This is a genomic window from Nibrella viscosa (assembly GCF_039541875.1).
Classification (GTDB): domain Bacteria; phylum Bacteroidota; class Bacteroidia; order Cytophagales; family Spirosomataceae; genus Nibrella; species Nibrella viscosa.
On the sequence record NZ_BAABHB010000009.1, the window covers coordinates 155,900 to 174,362 of the forward strand.

Below are 18,463 nucleotides of genomic sequence, written 5' to 3' on the forward strand. Positions count from 1 at the left end.
GCGTATAGCCCTACATCGTTATGAAGGAGCCATAAATTTGCGCCCTACTATGGATGTTTATCTCTTATTAGGGGCAAATTTAGGCGATCGCCGGGCTACGTTCGGCAAAGCCCGCGAGCTGATACAACTGCTGATTGGGCCAATTACCCGCTTTTCGTCGGTGTACGAAACCGCTCCGTGGGGTGTTACCGATCAGCCGCCTTTTTTAAATCAGGTGCTGATTACACAAACTGATATGTCACCCCAGCGGATACTCGACCATATTCAGTTTATTGAAACCAATTTGGGTCGTGTTCGCCACGATAAATGGGGCGCACGGGTGATTGATATTGATATCCTGTACTACAGCCAGTATATTTTTCAATCGGATCGCCTGTCTATTCCGCATCCGTATCTGCACCAGCGCCGGTTTACTCTTGTGCCGCTTTGCGAAATTGCGCCGGATTTCGTGCATCCTACTCTGGCGAAAACCAATTTAATGCTATTGGCTGAGTGCGCCGATGAGGGTGACGTTGTAAAACTTGCCGAGTGAGGCTGCTTCTAATTAAAATTTCCCAAAGAAACCGGATATTACTTAAAGAAGCGTTAATTTCGCGGTTGGTAAATTGCCAATTATTCAGTAAACACCGAAAAACATGTCTGCTGTCGTAGAAACCGCCAGCCTGCTGGCCGACCGCATCAACGCGCTCGAAGAATCGGCCACCCTGGCGATGTCGAAAAAATCGCGCGAACTGGCCGCTCAGGGTCACAAAGTCATCAACCTCAGCGTGGGGGAGCCTGACTTCAAAACACCGAAACACATTTGCGAAGCCGCTAAACAGGCCATCGACGAGGGTTACCACGGGTACAGCCCCGTTGCCGGTTATGCCGACCTGCGCAAAGCGATTGCAGACAAATTCAACCGCGACAACAACCTCAACTGGAAAGCTGAGAACGTGGTTGTTTCCAACGGTGCCAAACACTCGCTGGCCAATGTACTTCAGGTGCTGGTGAACCCCGGCGATGAGGTAATTATCTTCTCCCCCTATTGGGTAAGCTATTCCGAAATGGTAAAGCTGGCGGAAGGAAAATCTGTTGTTGTGGAAGGCCCGTTTGAAAACGATTTCAAAGTAACACCGGAACAGTTCGAAGCTGCCATTACCGACCGCACTAAAGTGGTTATGTTTGCTTCGCCCAACAACCCAACTGGTTCGGTCTACACCGAAGCCGAACTGCGGGCCATTGGCGAGGTAGTAGCCCGGCACGACAACGTTTTCGTGCTGGCCGACGAAATTTACGAATATATCAACTTTACACCGGAAGGGCACTTCAGCATCGGCTCCATCCCCGCCATTGCCGACCGGGTTATCACCGTTAACGGGGTGGCCAAAGGCTACGCCATGACCGGCTGGCGCATCGGCTACATCGGTGCCGCCAAGTGGATTGCCGAGGGCGTTGAGAAACTACAGGGTCAGGTTACCTCCGGTGCTAACTCCATTGCCCAGCGGGCGACCCTGGCCGCGCTGACCGGCCCAATGGAGTGTACCACCGAGATGCGTGAGGCTTACGAGCGTCGTCGTGACCTGGTGGTGAAATTGCTGAAAGAAGTACCGGGTTTCCGGGTAAATGTGCCGCAGGGCGCCTTCTATGCGTTCCCGGATGTGAGCCATTATTTCGGCAAATCAGACGGCAACACAACCATCCAAAACTCCGACGATTTTGCCCTATGGCTGCTCAATGTTGCCTATGTCTCTACGGTAGCCGGTTCCGGTTTTGGTGCCCCGAACTGCCTGCGCTTGTCGACGGCCGCTTCCGACGAGGCACTGACCGAAGCCGTTGAGCGGATTAAAGCAGCGGTAAGCACCCTGCAATAGCGTATAAGATATACCTGTTTTTCCTGAAAGCTCCGGCACCTGGTGTCGGAGCTTTTTTTACGTAGTACAGCGGTAGCTAAACGAAAAAAAGCCCCTTTTAAAATTTTACCGCACTGCTTTTGCTCCCGAATTTCACACTAATTATACAAATCTTTGATGTCAAATAGATTATTAAGGTGCCTGCAAGTAGAATTGTAGAGACTACATCTTATTTGGTAAATCAGAGATATTGACTCTTTTAAAGAATAAATTAGCTAATATTAATATAATGGCTCTTGCTGTGCTCAAGCCGTAGTGGTCTCCTATTGTAATACCCAAACCAATCTATATCCATTTCATTCACGTAAACCTATAATCCTATGCAAAAGCAACTACCTGCTGGCTGGCAATTTATTCGCAGCTTTTGGCTAAGCTGTGCATTGGTCCTGGTTTGTATGGCCCATACGGCCAGAAGCCAGAGCGTATCGGGCCGCATTATAGCAGCCGAAAACAATGAGCCCCTCCCAGGGGTGAGCGTCCTGATCAAAGGCACTACGCAGGGAACCACCACCGATAATGTAGGACGTTACACCCTCCGGGTACCCAATGCCAATGCTACCCTGGTGATTAGCTTTATCGGGTATATGAAGCAGGAGATTGCCGTGCGCGGGCGCTCGACCATTGATATTACCATGGAGACAGACATGAAAGCGCTCGATGAGGTAGTTGTGGTGGGATATGGTACGCAGGAAAAAGTAAACCTGACGGGCTCCGTGGGTGTGGCAGACCGGAAGCGGCTCGAAAACCGCCCGATAGCTTCCGTTGGGGAGGGCTTGCAAGGGGTTATTCCAAACCTGAACGTCAACGTCCGGAATGGTGACCCGGCTCAGCCGATTACGTTCAACGTCCGGGGTTACGAGTCGATCAACGGTGGTTCCCCACTTGTTCTGGTCGACAACGTGCCGATGGATCTGAACCGCATCAACCCCAATGATATTGAAAGCATTTCGGTGCTGAAAGATGCCTCAGCATCTGCCGTTTATGGCGCACGGGCGGCTTTCGGGGTAGTGCTGGTAACGACCAAAAGCGGTAAGGCCGGCAAAGTGAATGTGAACATGAGTACCCAGTTTTCCCTGGCCAAACCCATTTTTAACATGGATGTGGTTACAGACCCGTACGAGTTTGTTCAGGCGCGTAACATGGCCAACATCCGCACAAGCGGAGTACCGACTTATGATGCCGATATGGTAGCGGGCACCAAGGCCTACTCCGAAAACCCGGCTACCGCTCCGCAGTGGAAAGTAGTGAATGGAACCCTTCGGTATTACGGGTACAATGATTATCAGAACAGCATCATGACTGACTTTGCCCCGACCAGTCAGCATGACCTGTCGGTATCGGGTGGCTCTGATAAATCCAAATACCTGGTGTCGATCGGCTACTTTACCAAAGATGGTTACCTGCGGTATAACAACGAGAAGTTTAAGCGGTATAACGTCCTGATGAAAGCTGACTTTAAGGTCAATGACTGGATCAGCCTGGATGAGAAAGTTATCTTCAACTCGCAGAACAGCGATAAGCCGCACTTCTACAACTGGGACGTAAACATAAATTCGCTGGCACGAGTGCCGCCTATCATGCCCATCCAGTTCCCGGATCTACCGTTCTACGTGAATCCCGGCGATCGCGAAAAGTACGCGCCCTATATAGGTAAGTATTTTGGTGGCACCAATTTCTTCCCCTACCTGCTCGACGGTGGCCGGACTACCTACACCAACAACGATCTGTGGCTGACACAGGGCGCCACGCTAACTCCGCTGAAAGGCTTACGAATCCGCTCCGACTTTTCCTACAACATCTTCAACCGCATGTACCAGGATGTACAAAGCAAGGTTGATATAGTCGATGCCAATCTGCTGGCGGCTAACCTGATCAGTAACGGATTTAGTGGCGACGACTGGATCAGAAACGAAAATAACTACAATCAGTACTACGTATTCAACGCCTACGCCGAGTATACACTGCCCCGCATCGGAAATCATAACCTGACGGCTATGGTTGGTTTTAACCAGGAGCGTGGTCTGAACCGGTACGCCGGTGCGCAGGCCCGGGCGCTGATCACTCCGCTGGTAACCGACCTGAACGCCACAACTGGTACGCAGCAAACCTTCGGCAGCAAATCGCATGTATCCCTGCGCGGAGCCTTTTACCGCTTGAATTACAACTTCAATGAGCGCTACCTCGTCGAGTTCAACGGTCGTTATGACGGTACATCCCGGTTCCCCAAAGCAAGCCGGTTTGGCTTTTTCCCCTCAGTATCGGCCGGCTGGCGGATCAGCAACGAAAAATTTATGGTTGGAACCAGTTCGTGGCTTGATAACCTGAAACTTCGGGCTTCGTACGGAACACTCGGTAACCAGCTCCTGGGCAACAACTTCTACCCCTACGTAGCTACCATGGGGACGGGACAGTCGCCCTACATGTTTACCAACGCCCTGATTCCGTTTGTGTCACCCGCCGGTCTGGTGAGCCCCACGCTGACCTGGGAAACCGTGGTTTCGAAGAACATCGGTCTGGACGTTACGATGCTGAGAGGACGGCTGGACGCTTCGTTTGATCTTTTTACCCGCGACACCAAAAACATGCTGATGGACGTATCCTACCCGGCCATCCTGGGCACGGCGGCTCCGAAAGAAAACGCGGCCGATCTGCGTACCAAAGGCTGGGAGCTGGCGCTCACCTGGCGGGACAAGTTCAAGCGTGACTGGAGCTATGACGTGTCGCTGGCATTATCGGACTGGACCGCTACCATCACTAAATTCAATAACCCCAGCGGAGCGCTCCCCAACAACAATAATATTTATTATGTAGGGCAGAAGCTGGGCGAAATCTGGGGCTTTGAAACGGTCGGTATTTTCCAGACCGCCGACGAAGTAGCATCGGCCCCTAAACAAACGAATATCGGCGCCAACTGGCGGCCGGGCGACATCCGGTATGCTGATTTGAACGGCGACGGCATCATCAGCCTGGGTAAGAATACCCTCAGCGATCCGGGCGACCGGAAGATTATCGGCAACACCACTCCGCGGTACACCTTCGGGATCAACGGCGGTATCGGTTACAAGAGTTTACGACTAACGGTATTCTTCCAGGGCATCGGCAAAAAAGACCACTGGCCGACCTCCGACAACTGGACCTGGTTTTTCCCCTTCAACGCCGGCCACGTAGAGAAATACTACATCACCGACACCTGGCGCGAAGACAACCGCGACGCCTACTTCCCGGCCGCGCATATCTCGACCAACGATAAGAAGAACGTTCAGGTGCAGTCGCGCTACCTGCAGAGTGCCGCCTACATCCGTCTGAAAAATATCTCGCTCAGCTACGACCTGCCGCAGGGCTTCCTGAACAAGATAGGCGTAGGCCGGGCGCAGGTATTTGCCACGGGTATGAATCTGTGGGAGTACACCAAAATGCGTAAGCCCTTAGACCCTGAGTCAATTCAGGCCCCAGCCATCGAATATCCGATGCAGCGTATCTCGACCCTCGGCCTTAATGTTTCATTCTAATTCCTTACCTGACAACACCATGAAGAAATATATCTTAGCGTCTGGCCTTGTGTTTGCTGCAACCGGACTCTTTACCGGATGTAACGACGATTTTCTGGAGCGTTATCCGCAGGATCGGGTTACCAACCAAACCTTCTGGAACACGGAGAATGACCTGAGGGTATACAATAACGGTCTTTATGATATGGCCCGTAATGACGATAATGTGCCTATTCTGCACGCACATTACAACGGGTTTGAGAGCCACTGGGGCAGTGTCTGGTTTCTGGATGAGTTCGCCGACAATATGGCTCCTACGCATCCCCGGCATGCGTTTTTCCAGCAGGTGCGCTCGGGTAAACATACCGTACCCACTACCCCTCAGTGGTTTGGCTACCGGGGCTGGAATTTTGTCAGGGCCATCAACGTAGGTCTGGCTAATTATGACAAAGCCGCTGTTGCCCAGAACATCAAAGACCGGTACATCGGTGAGGCCCGGTTGTTCAGAGGCTGGTTTTACGCCGAAAAAGTCACCAAGTTCGGTGATGTACCCTGGGTAGAAAAAGAACTGAGTATCGACTCGCCGGAACTGTTTGCGGCTCGTACCGCCCGGGATGTGGCCATGGAAAAGGTGCTGGAAGATCTCAACTTTGCCTCGACCAAGCTTCCCGACAGTTGGGGCGACGGTAACGCACCGGGTCGGCTGAATCGCTGGTGTGCCCTGCTGGTGAAATCGCGGGTGTGTCTGTTTGAAGGTACCTGGCGCAAATATCATGGAGGAGCCGATGCCAACAAGTGGCTTGAAGAAGCCGCTAAGGCCTCAAAGGAACTCATGGACAAGGGCCCCTACCGGCTTTACAGCACCGGCAACCCCGATAGTGACTACAACGCCTACCATCGTGTGCTGAACCTGGCGGGCAATCCGGAAGTACTCTACTGGCGCAAGTATCAGTTAGGCGTATTTACCAACCACGTGCAGTCGTATTTTGAATACGCGGGTGGAGCCACCAAAAGCATGGTCGAAGATTACCTCTGCACGGATGGTAAGCCCATTACGGTATCTCCGCTGTACAAAGGGGATGATAAGATCGAGGACGTTTTTGAAAACCGGGATCCGCGCTTGCGCCAGACGGTGCTGCACCCGGCCGATGCCGCCAAATACAAGTACCATCTGGCCGATGGCCGGTCATATCCCCGGATTCAGGGTATGGCAGGCGGCTACATCTCCACTACGGGTTATCACATTATTAAGCACTACAACGCAGATGATATGATTGGTAAGGCGTTTGATACGGCTGAGTCGCCGGCCATTATCCTGCGCTTTGCCGAAGCCCTGCTGAACTATGCCGAAGCTCAGGCCGAGCTTGGTAAGATTACCCAGGCAGACCTTGACATAACCATCAATAAGCTCAGGGACCGGGTTAAAATGCCGCACCTGAAGATCGGCGAGGTTCCGGTTGACCCTCGGTATGCAGCCGACGGGGTATCTCCGCTGATTAACGAAATCCGTCGCGAACGTCGGGTCGAATTGTTTATGGAAGGCTTCCGGTACAACGACTTACGGCGTTGGAAACTGGGTAAGAAACTAACCACGCCGACTATGGGAATTCGGTGGGATGCGGCCGCCATTGCCCGCTATCCGGGTGCTACCGTAAAAACCATCGTTGATCCCGTATCGGGTAAAACCTACATTGATGTGTACCAGGGAACAGACTGGGCAAGCCCGGTATTCGATGAGAGTAAACACTACCTCTGGCCGATACCGCTGAATGATCTGGCTCAAAACCCAGCTATCAAACAGAATCCAGGCTGGTAAGTCGAACTGGGTTTACTAAAGGCAAGCCCGTCCCGCAACAGCTACAAGGCTGTGCCGGACGGGCTTCTGCACTTTTTCGGGGTTTTCTTCTAAATTTTGTAGCTTTAAGGTGGGTAAAATCCAAATGAACAGGCATTTATTACGTACTGGTAGCTACTAAACGCTTTGTATGAAACCTCGACACATAACGGCTGTGGCCACAGCCGTGGTAGTTGTCTTATCGTCGTTCTCCTTTTTAGGTGTCTTTGAAGACAAGGTGGATTTCAACACGCAAATCAAACCCATCTTCAACAAGAACTGCATTGCCTGCCATGGCGGGGTCAAAAAAGCGTCTGATTTCAGTCTCCTGTTCAAGCATGAGGCCCTGGCTCCGGCCAAATCCGGTAAACTGGCCATTGTACCCGGTGACGCCGACGCCAGCGAACTGATTCGGCGGCTGACGCTGCACGACCCGGAAGAACGTATGCCGCTGGATGCTCCGCCCCTGAAGAGTGAAGACATTGAGCTGCTGCGCAAATGGATTGACCAGGGTGCCGAGTGGGGTGACCACTGGGCGTACCAACCCGTTCAGCGCCCGGAGTTGCCCAAACTGGGTACGTTCTGGAACCGGCTGGGCCTGGGAGGGAACAAAGACCAGCAATGGGTCAAAAACGAAATTGACTACTTTGTGCTGGATAAACTGAAACAGGAACAGCTTACCCCCTCCCCCGAAGCCGACCGGGCTACGCTGCTGCGCCGGGTATCCTTCGACCTGACCGGCTTACCACCCACCGAAAAACAACTCAAGGATTTTCTGAACGATAAATCAGAAAATGCTTACGAAAAAGTGGTGGATAGCCTGCTGGCCTCTCCCGCTTACGGCGAAAAGTGGACAGCGATGTGGCTCGACCTCGCCCGTTACGCCGATACGAAAGGCTACGAACGGGACCCCGGCCGCAAAATCTGGCGCTACCGCGACTGGCTTATCAAAGCCTTCAACGAAGATAAACCCTTCGACCAGTTTACCGTTGAGCAACTCGCCGGCGACCTGCTACCGAACCCCACCGACGAGCAGTTGGTAGCAACCGGCTTCCACCGCAACACCATGAACAATGACGAAGGCGGGACGCAGGATGAAGAGTTCCGCGTTGCCGCCGTTATCGACCGGGTCAATACCACCTGGGATGTCTGGCAAGGCACTACTTTCTCCTGCGTGCAGTGCCACAGCCACCCTTACGACCCGTTCACCAACGAAGAGTATTACAAGTACCTGGCGTTCTTTAACAACGCCCGCGACGAAGACGTAACCAGCGAAACCCCTACCCTGCGTTTTTACAAAGGACAGGACTCAATAAAGGTAGAGCAACTGAAACAATGGGTAGCCACCCACGCCACCAGTCCCCGACAGGTGCAGGAGGTCATGCACTTTGTAAAGCTGATGGAGCCAAAAATTAATTCCCACGATTTTGATGAGTACGTCAATGCCTCGCTGCTGGACGCCAAATACTTCGGCGTTCAGGATAAAGGCTCAGCTCGCATCAAAAATAGTAACCTGACTGGTACAAACCGGCTCATCATGGCCTGGGGAACGAAAGCGCAACAGGCAACCGTCACCATTCGGCAGGACAGTGTAACCGGGCCGGTGCTGCTGAAGCTTTCGGTACCGGAAACGGGCAGCGCCTGGAAAGATACGGTAATGATTTACCCGCTGCCTGCTATCAGTGGTCGCCATAACCTGTACCTGACCCTCGACAGCCCGAAGACGCCAAAAGAGTGGGTGATGGTGAAATGGATCTCCTTCCCAACTGCGCTTCCGGGTCAGCCGGCAACGCAGTTGGGTGAGATGGATAAAACGCTGGCTGCGGTACTGAATGCCAAAGTCAATGAAAGCACACCCGTCATGTACGAAGGCACTGGCGATCTGACCCGCAAGACGCACCAATTTGTGCGCGGCAACTGGCTGGTGAAAGGCAAAGAGGTAAAACCCGACGTACCAAAGTCGCTGCCGGCTATGGATAAAACCCTGCCGCGCAACCGCCTGGGTTTGGCCAAATGGATGGTCGGCCGGCAGCACCCGCTGACCGCCCGTGTGGTGGTAAACCGGCTGTGGGAGCAGCTATTCGGCACTGGCATTGTGGAGACGGTAGAAGATATAGGTACCCAGGGCTTTCCGCCCACCCACCGCGAACTGCTCGACTACCTGGCCGCCGACCTGATGGAAACGCACCACTGGAGTTTGAAGAAGCTGCTGAAGCAGATGGTGCTGTCGGCCACGTACCGGCAGCGTTCCGAAGCATCACCCGAACTCCTGAAGAAAGACCCGTTCAACAAATTACTGGCGCGAGGACCACGTATTCGATTATCGGCCGAGCAGGTGCGCGACCAGGCCCTGGCCGTCAGTGGTCTGCTCAGCAGCAAGATGTACGGTCCCAGCGTCATGCCCCCGCAGCCCGACGGCATCTGGCAATCGCCGTATAATGGCGAAAGCTGGAAACCCAGCCAGGGCGAAGACCGCTACCGCCGGGCCTTGTATACGTATTGGAAACGAACGGCCCCGTATCCGTCGATGGTGACCTTCGACAGCCCCAGCCGGGAGTTCTGTCAGCTCCGGCGGCTGCGGACCAACACGCCCCTACAGGCGCTGGTCACGCTCAACGATCCGGTGTATGTGGAGTCGGCGCGTATGCTGGCCGAACTGATGCAGTACCGCGGCCGTGCGCCGGAGCAGCAGATTCAGGCCGGTTTCCGGCGGCTTATGCTGCGCGATTTAGCCCCTGAAAAACTGGCAGTCCTCACGCGCCTGTACCGCGAGACCGAAACATACTACCAGCAGCACCCCGACGATATGCAAAAGCTACTGGCCTGCCAGGGCGGCACCCCGCAACTGGCTGCCCTGACGGTGACGGCCAATGCCATGCTGAATCTGGATGAGGTGATTACGAAGGAATGAGCGTACAGCGGAATTCTATTCCGCTATTTAAAATCCCAAAAGCGGAATTCTATTCCGCTGTACCTATGGAAAAGCTCCTCAAAGAACTTCAACAAGCCGCCCTGCAGCGCGAAACCCGGCGGCACTTCCTACACACCTGCTCAACGGGGCTGGGTGCTATGGCACTCAGCTCGGTGCTGGCCGGCTGCGGCTTCTTTGGCCGGAAGGATGAGCCCTCGGCCGACCTACCGACGCTCAACGACCCGATGAGCCCGCGCAGTGCGCAGTATGCACCCAAACCCCAGCGGGTTATCTATATCCACCTGGCCGGGTCGCCCTCGCAGTTGGAGCTGTTCGACTACAAGCCGGAGTTGCAGAAATACCACGGCAAAGACTGTCCACAGGAGCTGCTGACGGGTAAGAAATTCGCCTTTATCCGGGGAGTGCCCAAAATGCTGGGCCCGCAGGGTAAATTTGCGCAGCATGGGCAGTCGGGCGCTTGGGTTTCTGATTACCTACCCCACCTGCAAGGCGTAGTGGATGATATTACATTCCTGAAAGCCATGCACACCGACCAGTTCAACCACGCCCCGGTGCAGTTGATGATGCATACCGGCAGCGCCCGGTTAGGCCGACCAAGCATTGGATCGTGGGTAACGTACGGACTGGGTACGGAAAACGACAACCTGCCCGGCTTTATCGTGCTGGCATCCGGCGGCAAGCAGCCCGATGCCGGTAAAAGCGTCTGGGGCAGTGGTTTTCTACCGTCGGTCTACCAGGGCGTGCAGTGCCGCACCGACGGTGACCCGGTGCTGTACGTCTCCGATCCGGAGGGAATGCCCCGCGACATCCGGAAACAGACCATCGAAGCCATAAACCAGGTCAACCAACAGCAGTATGAAGAGGTGAAGGACCCCGAAATCCTGACCCGCATTTCGCAGTACGAAATGGCGTTCCGGATGCAGATGTCGGTGCCCGATGCAATGGATATTAAGGGCGAGCCGAAATACATGCTGGATATGTATGGCGCAGACCCGGAGCAGGGCTCGTTTGCCCGCAACTGCCTGCTGGCCCGTCGGCTGGTGGAACGGGGCGTACGCTTTGTGCAACTGTTCGATTGGGGCTGGGATACTCACGGCACCAGTAAAGACGGCTCCATTGATGCAGGGCTGCGCGAAAAATGCCGGCAGTCGGACCAGGCGGTTGCGGCCCTCCTCACCGACTTAAAGCAGCGGGGATTGCTCGACGAGACGCTGGTCGTCTGGGGCGGTGAGTTCGGACGGACACCGATGCAGGAAAACCGCGACGGTCAGGTACTACCCTTCATGGGTCGCGACCACCACCTCGACGCGTTCACGGTCTGGATGGCCGGTGGGGGCGTCAAACGGGGCCTCAGCTATGGCGAAACCGACGATATCGGCTACTACGCCGTCAAAGACAAAGTTCACGTTCACGACCTCCAGGCAACCATTCTGCACCTGCTGGGTTTCGACCATACCAAGCTGACGTACCAGTTTCAGGGACGACCGTTTCGGCTGACGGACGTGGCGGGTAAGGTGATTACACCTATTCTGGCGTAAAATATGATTTTGTCGCGACACATAGGGAAATAATCCGCTATCTTGTCTCTGTATGTACAGATGCTTATGATACGATCCATCATTCTTACCGGCTTCCTCATTATTCCTTCGACAATCCTGGCTCAGGCTCAGCAATACGACCTGGTGATCAAAAACGGCCGGGTAGTGGATGGCACCGGCAATCCCTGGTACTATGCCGATGTAGCTATACAGAACGGGAAAGTTGCCCGAATCGGCACTATTCCGGCGACCGAGGGCAAACGGGTTATCGACGCCAAGAACCAGATTGTAGCGCCCGGCTTTATCGATGTCCATGCTCACGTGGAAGGGAGTTTAGAGGAAAGGCCCACGGCCGATAACTTCCTGTACGATGGTGTCACCTCAGTAGTGACGGGTAACTGTGGCGGCTCCCGAACGAACCTGAGAGCGTTTCAGGATACATTGAAAGCCCTGGGTATATCCATAAATGTAGCCTCGCTGGTTGGTCATAACGCCATCCGATTAAAAGTGATGAAAACCGCCTTCCGGGAACCGACTGCCCGGGAACAGGCCGAAATGGAAGCGCTGGTCGAGCAGGCCATGAAAGACGGGGCGGTGGGCTTATCGACCGGCCTGATTTATACCCCCGGCACCTACGCCCGCACGCCGGAGATTGTGAACCTGGCCAAAGCAGCCGCCCGGTACGGTGGCGTGTATGCCTCACACATCCGAAACGAGGGGCAGGAGGTAAGCAAAGCCATTGAAGAAGCCATTCAGATTGGTCGGGAAGCCGGCATTGCGGTTCAGATCTCCCATTTCAAAGTAGCCAGTAAACCCTTGTGGGGCTTTAGTAAGCAAACCATCTCGATGGTTGATGCCGCCCGCCGGGAGGGTATCGACGTAACCGTGGATCAATATCCCTACACAGCCTCCAGCACGACCCTGCTCAGCACCATTCCCTCCTGGGCACTGGCCGACAGCGATTCAATAGTCCTGACCCGCTTCCATGATGCGGCCACCCGGCTCAGGATTAAAAAAGAAATGCTGGAGAGTCTGCGGAAAAATGGCCGGAATAATTTTGACTATGCGGTCGTGTCCTATAATCCGGTTGATACTACCTACAACGGCCTCAGCATTACTCGTATTAATCAGAAACTGGGCAGAAAAGCAAATGCCGAAACAGAAGCCGACCTGATTCTGGACCTGATCGAGAAAGCGGGTCCAAAGCGGATTCAGATGGTATACCATACCATGTCGGAGGAGGATGTGGCAACCATCATGCGCTACCCAAACACGATGGTAGCTTCCGACGCCGGCGTAGCCCGATATATGTCGGGAGTGCCGCATCCCAGGGCCTACGGCACTAACTCCCGCGTACTGGGCCGGTACGTGCGAGAAAAGCAAATTATTCCGCTGGAAGAAGCCATCCGCCGGATGACCTCCCTGCCGGCGCAGCGGTTCCGCCTGGCCGACCGGGGTTTGTTGAAGCCGGGCTATGCCGCCGACATCGTTGTTTTTGACGAAAAAACCGTGGCCGACCAGGCTACCTACGATAAGCCCCATGCTTATGCCACCGGCTTTTCGGAGGTGCTGGTGAATGGCGAAGCGGTAATTGAAAACAGCAGGCACAGCGGTAAACGGCCAGGACAGGTATTGGTCGGCAACGGCTATCAGGCTGGTATTGCGGCCAATAAATAGACGCACTTCGCAAGCAGACGACAGAACTATGGAAAGCAACTGGATGGATTTATCGCTGGAAGAACTGGAACAGGTCGTGTGGCAGGAGCCCGACTTTGCCGATAACCTGGAGCAGAAAATTCACGCACTTCGCAAAGCCCCGCTAAGCCGGTTTACAGTAGAAGATGTGCGATTGATGGTGCATCACGGCCTTTCACTCCCGTATACCGTGCCATTAGCTATCGATATGCTAGGCCGGAATCTGTTTGCCGAAGGAGATTATTACCCCGGTGACCTTTTACAAAGTGTATTGAACATAGACCCGGCTTTCTGGTACCGGAACCGCCCGCTCTGGCAATCGCTCCACCGGCTTCTGCTCAACCGGGAGTGGGAGTTGGACGAGCGGCATATCAGCACCGATCTTTTTATGGAGTTGTCCTAAATCATCAATCCTGAACAATAAAAAACTGAACCCTTATGAAAACCTCCCGCCGAACCTTTCTGACGCAGGCCACCACGGCAACAGCCGTCAGTATTGCTGTTCCTAATATTCTTTTCGGAGCTAAGCCTAAAGGCGACGAGATTACCGTTGGCCACGGCTCTCACCGCTACCGGGTGGTGCCGGGCTGGGGTGTGCTCGATGCCGGCAAAAATCCGGTGAACGACTGCCACGAAATGGTGCAGGACGCCAAAGGCCGCATTATCCTGCTCACCAACGAGACGAAAAACAACATCCTGATCTACGACAAATCCGGCAAACTGCTCGATAGCTGGGGCAACAGCTACCCCGGTGGCCACGGCCTCACTTTAGCCAACGAAGGCGGTGAGCAGTTCCTCTTCATCTGCGACCCCGACCGCAGCCAGGTCATCAAAACCGACCTGAAAGGCCGCGAGCTGCTGAAGATTGATTACCCGCGTGAGACCGGCAGGTACGCCTATCCCGGCCAGTTCAAACCCACGGAGACGGCCATTAACCCGGCCAACGGCGACATTTACGTAGCCGACGGATATGGTCAGAACTACGTCACCCAATACAACAGCAAAGGCCAGTATATCCGGCACTGGGGCGGCAAGGGCCAGAATGACGACCAGTTCGACTGCTGCCACGGCGTACTGGTGGATACCCGCAATAAAGCCAACCCGACGCTGCTCATCACCGACCGTCGGCATAACGCGCTAAAACGCTTTACGCTCGACGGCAAATACCTCTCCACCATCGCGTTGCCCGGCTCCTACATCTGCCGGCCCGTGCTGCATGGCGATATGATTTACGGAGCCGTTTTCCGCAGCACCTCGGACTCCTATCCGGAATCTGGCTACATTCAGATACTCGACAAGAACGATAAGGTGGTATCGACCCCCGGCGGCTCGGCTCCGGTGTACCAGAACGGTATGTTGCAGGAGCAGCGCAAAGACCGGACGTTTACCACGTTTATTCATCCCCACGATGTGCTGGTCGATGAGGATGAGAACGTCTATGTAGCGCAGTGGGCCTCCCGCAAAACCTACCCAATCAAACTGGAGCGGATAGCCTGATGCGTTGGCGTATATTGCTTTTTGCTGGTCTGCTGCTATCCGGAGAGGCCACGGCTCAGCCTGCCAAAACGCCACTACGCCGGGCCGACAGCTTCTTTGGCCTGCACTTTGATTTTCACGCCGGCCACGCAGACATGTCCATCGGCCGGACGCTCACCGATGGTATGGTGGATACCCTGCTGAGCCGGGTCAAACCCGATTTTATCCAGGTCGACAGCAAAGGGCACTCCGGTGTAACCAGTTACCCAACAAAGGTTGGCTATGCCTACAGCAACTTTACCAAAGACCCGCTCCGGCTGTTTCGCGATGTCACCCGTCGGCATGGTGTGGCCTTGTACGTCCATCATTCCGGCGTGTGGGATTTTGAAGCCCTGAAGAAACATCCCGGCTGGGCCCGAATAGGCTCCGATGGCAAACCTGACGACCGCAACACCTCGCTTTTTGGCCCCTATGTCGATAGCCTGCTCATTCCGCAGCTAAAGGAAATCAGCGACTACGGCGTAGATGGTGCCTGGGTCGACGGTGATTGCTGGGCCGTACAGCCTGACTTTAGCCCGGCGGCATTAGCTGCTTTCCGTAAAGAGACCGGTATTCATGATATTCCCCGCAAAAAAGGAGATCCTCATTTTGACGACCTGCTGGAATTCAGCCGAAAGGCGTTCCGGCGGTATGTCGGTCATTACGCCGATGCGTTGCACCGCTACAAACCCGGCTTTCAGGTAGCCAGCAACTGGGCGTTCTCCTCATTTATTCCGGAGCCCGTTGATGTCAACGTCGACTTCATCTCGGGTGACCTGAGTGCTACCAACGGAGCCAACAGCGCGGCTTTTGAAGCCCGTTGCATTGCCCCGCAGGGCAAGCCGTGGGACCTGATGGCCTGGGGCTTTTCGTCGAACTACGATGGGGTTCATTCCCCCAAACCGGCCCGGCAGTTGTGCCAGGAGGCTGCGCAGGTAATTTCTATGGGCGGAGGCTTTCAGGCCTACTACACCCAAAGCCGCGATGCCAGTATAAAATTGTGGGAGGTTGGCGTGATGGAGGAACTGGCCCGGTTTTGCCGTGCCCGGCAGGCCTACTGCCACAAAGCAACGCCGGTGCCACAAGTCGCCCTGCTGTACTCGACTACCGGCTACAAGCATGTAACGCCAAATGTTTACCGTCCCTGGAATGGAGAACACAATGCCATGCGTGGTATTCTGGACCTGCTCCTGTACAACCAGTTACCGACGGAGATTCTGATGGAACATCACCTGACAGGCCGGATGCAGCAGTACCCGCTCATCGTTATCCCGGAATGGGCAAAGCTGGAACCGACCTTCCGCGACGAACTGGTCCAATACGCCCGCAACGGCGGTAATCTGCTGGTTGTTGGGAGCGATGCCCTGCAAAACTTTCGGGAGGTACTGGGCGTACAGACCGGTGAGGTTACCACCGGTGCGTCCTATATCGGTCTGCCCAATCAGATTACCGGCATATCCTCCGCCTATCAGGCATTCACTCCGCTGGCGGGCACCCGTACCGTAGGGGGTGTGTACCACAACGGTGATATGCGGGCGTACGTGGGTCCGGCAGCCTCCATAGCGCCGTTGGGCAAGGGGCAGATTGCGGCTCTCTATCTGAATCTGGGCGACGCCTACCAGAAGCGAGAGACCGTTCAGCTTCGGAATCTGTTTGCCGCTGTTGTGCGCGAAGCGTTTCCCAACCCAATGGTGCAGGTAGCCGGCTCAAAGAAAGTCCATGTTGCGGTGAACCGGAAGGATAACCGGCTGCTGGTCAACCTCATCAACATGACTGGCTCTCACGCCAACAAAGCGGTTCACACCATTGACGATACTGAGCCGGTGGGGCCGTTGACGGTGACTGTCAAATCGGCTCAACGCCCAAAACGAATTTTGGTACAGCCGGGTAACCAGCCCACTTCCTTTACGTATCAGAGTGGTATTATTTCCGTAAAAATTCCTAAATTGGATATTCATTCCATTTTACAGGTAGACTAATTGCCCTGTAATTTCCTATTCCATGAACAACCTGATTTTATTACAAGCACCCTCCTCCCCCTCCGATTGGGTGCTGTTTTTCGGCCACTTTCACCCGGTGGTGGTGCATTTGCCCATTGGCTTTGTCATTGTGGCCGGTATTCTGGAGCTGGGACGGCTGACCAATCAGCTACAAATCAGCCGCCAGGCTATGGCGACCATCTTTTTCTGGTCGGCCATCAGTGCAACAGTGGCCTGTGTATTTGGATATCTACTGTCGCTGGGGGGCGGCTATGACGAGGAACTGCTGGACCAGCACATGTGGCAGGGCATCGGGGTGGCGGTATTTACGTGGCTGGCGTGGTTTGTCAAATCCGAGCGCTGGGGTGATATGCTGCCCATCAGCCAGTTGTTTTACCTGCCGGCACTGGCGCTCACCGTTATTATGCTGACGTTGGCCGGCCACTACGGCGGCTCCCTCACCCACGGCTCCGACTACCTGACTGCCTACACACCCGAACCGTTCCGATCCATCGCCGGTATTCCTCCGCGTGAGCAGGAAGTCGCGTTTAAACCCATCACCGACCTGAATCAGGCGCAGGTGTACGAGCAGATTATCCATCCTATTCTGCAAACCCGCTGCGTACAATGCCATAATCCGAAGAAATCCAAAGCCGACCTGCGGCTCGATAACCCAGAGATGATTAAAAAAGGCAGTGAAGACGGCCCCATTTTCGTAGCCGGTAAGGCCGACGAGAGCAAGATGATTAAAGTCTGCCTGTTGCCGCTGGAAGATGACCACCACATGCCTCCCAAAGGCAAAACCCAGTTAACCGACGGCCAGGTGGCCATCCTTACCTGGTGGATTAACCAGGGGGCGCCTTTCGACAAAAAAGTGGCCGATTTGACCGTGACCGATGATGTTAAACCCGCGCTGGCTGCCTTGACTACAGGCACTTCGGGCGGTACCCTGGCGGGGTCAGGTCCGGCCCCGGCATCGCCGGTGCTAACCATGAAACTGCCGGCTCCGGATGCAAAGACCGTTGATGAATTACGGAAAACTGGCCTGCTGGTGTTGCCGTTAGCTAAAGAGCAGAACCAGTTGGAAGTGAGTGCGGTGAATGCCCGTACCTTTAATGACGCTCAGGCCGCTTTGCTGCCCAAACTGGAGCAACAGATTGTCTGGTTGAAGTTAGGTGACACTGATATCACCGATGCTACGCTGGTGCAGGTAGCTAAGCTAAAAAACCTGCAAAAGCTTCATCTGGAGCAGACGAAGGTTACCGATGCGGGACTCAAAAACCTGAAAGACCTACCCCACCTTGAATACATAAACCTATATGGTACGCAGGTCAGCGATGCCGGTCTGCGCGAATTGTCCGGCCTGAAGAACCTCAGGACCATCTACCTGTGGCAGACGAAAGTAACCGATGCGGGGGTGGCCGCACTCAAGAAAGCGCATCCGGGCGTTGACGTGAACATGGGTCTGGCGGAGAAGACCATTGCCGAGTTCATGAAGGTAGATTCCTTATCGGCAGCTAACGACCCGAGCCGAACGAAAAATTAAGCAGCCACCCAGGGGTAAAACCGGCTTTTTTGTCGCTTATTGAA

At 54.6% G+C, this 18,463-nt stretch carries 11 protein-coding genes; all 11 read left to right on the forward strand.

The window, feature by feature from the left end:
• The first annotated feature begins 49 nt into the window (after positions 1 to 49).
• The 11 genes from folK to ABD931_RS20190 all read left to right on the forward strand — a co-directional run bounded on the left by folK (position 50) and on the right by ABD931_RS20190 (position 18,419).
• The gene (gene folK / locus ABD931_RS20140; protein WP_345269718.1) at positions 50 to 532 is read left to right on the forward strand and encodes a 2-amino-4-hydroxy-6-hydroxymethyldihydropteridine diphosphokinase; all 483 of its coding nucleotides are present in this window, start codon (positions 50 to 52) and stop codon (positions 530 to 532) included.
• Positions 533 to 635: 103 nt separating this feature from the next.
• Positions 636 to 1,853: a pyridoxal phosphate-dependent aminotransferase gene (locus tag ABD931_RS20145; RefSeq protein ID WP_345269719.1), complete on the forward strand. Its 1,218-nt coding sequence runs from the start codon at positions 636 to 638 to the stop codon at positions 1,851 to 1,853.
• A gap of 359 nt (positions 1,854 to 2,212) precedes the next feature.
• Positions 2,213 to 5,401 (forward strand): SusC/RagA family TonB-linked outer membrane protein, encoded by a 3,189-nt coding sequence (locus ABD931_RS20150; RefSeq protein WP_345269720.1) that lies wholly within the window; start codon positions 2,213 to 2,215, stop codon positions 5,399 to 5,401.
• Positions 5,402 to 5,420: 19 nt separating this feature from the next.
• A complete protein-coding gene (locus tag ABD931_RS20155) occupies positions 5,421 to 7,196 on the forward strand; it encodes a RagB/SusD family nutrient uptake outer membrane protein (RefSeq protein WP_345269721.1) in 1,776 nt (591 codons plus the stop codon).
• Positions 7,197 to 7,365: 169 nt separating this feature from the next.
• The gene (locus tag ABD931_RS20160; RefSeq protein WP_345269722.1) at positions 7,366 to 10,125 is read left to right on the forward strand and encodes a DUF1553 domain-containing protein; all 2,760 of its coding nucleotides are present in this window, start codon (positions 7,366 to 7,368) and stop codon (positions 10,123 to 10,125) included.
• 65 nt (positions 10,126 to 10,190) lie between these two features.
• Positions 10,191 to 11,684 (forward strand): DUF1501 domain-containing protein, encoded by a 1,494-nt coding sequence (locus tag ABD931_RS20165; RefSeq protein WP_345269723.1) that lies wholly within the window; start codon positions 10,191 to 10,193, stop codon positions 11,682 to 11,684.
• A gap of 66 nt (positions 11,685 to 11,750) precedes the next feature.
• Entirely contained in the window at positions 11,751 to 13,361 is a 1,611-nt protein-coding gene (locus ABD931_RS20170; protein WP_345269724.1) for an N-acyl-D-amino-acid deacylase family protein, read from the forward strand.
• Between the two features lie 28 nt (positions 13,362 to 13,389).
• Positions 13,390 to 13,782 (forward strand): contact-dependent growth inhibition system immunity protein, encoded by a 393-nt coding sequence (locus ABD931_RS20175; RefSeq protein WP_345269725.1) that lies wholly within the window; start codon positions 13,390 to 13,392, stop codon positions 13,780 to 13,782.
• A gap of 35 nt (positions 13,783 to 13,817) precedes the next feature.
• On the forward strand, positions 13,818 to 14,876 hold the full coding sequence (locus ABD931_RS20180) for an NHL repeat-containing protein (RefSeq protein ID WP_345269727.1): 1,059 nt from the start codon (positions 13,818 to 13,820) through the stop codon (positions 14,874 to 14,876).
• A complete protein-coding gene (locus ABD931_RS20185; RefSeq protein ID WP_345269728.1) occupies positions 14,876 to 16,873 on the forward strand; it encodes a hypothetical protein in 1,998 nt (665 codons plus the stop codon). The genes ABD931_RS20180 and ABD931_RS20185 overlap by 1 nt, the downstream gene beginning before the upstream one ends.
• A 22-nt stretch (positions 16,874 to 16,895) precedes the next feature.
• A complete protein-coding gene (locus ABD931_RS20190) occupies positions 16,896 to 18,419 on the forward strand; it encodes a c-type cytochrome domain-containing protein (RefSeq protein WP_345269729.1) in 1,524 nt (507 codons plus the stop codon).
• The last annotated feature ends 44 nt before the right edge of the window (positions 18,420 to 18,463 follow it).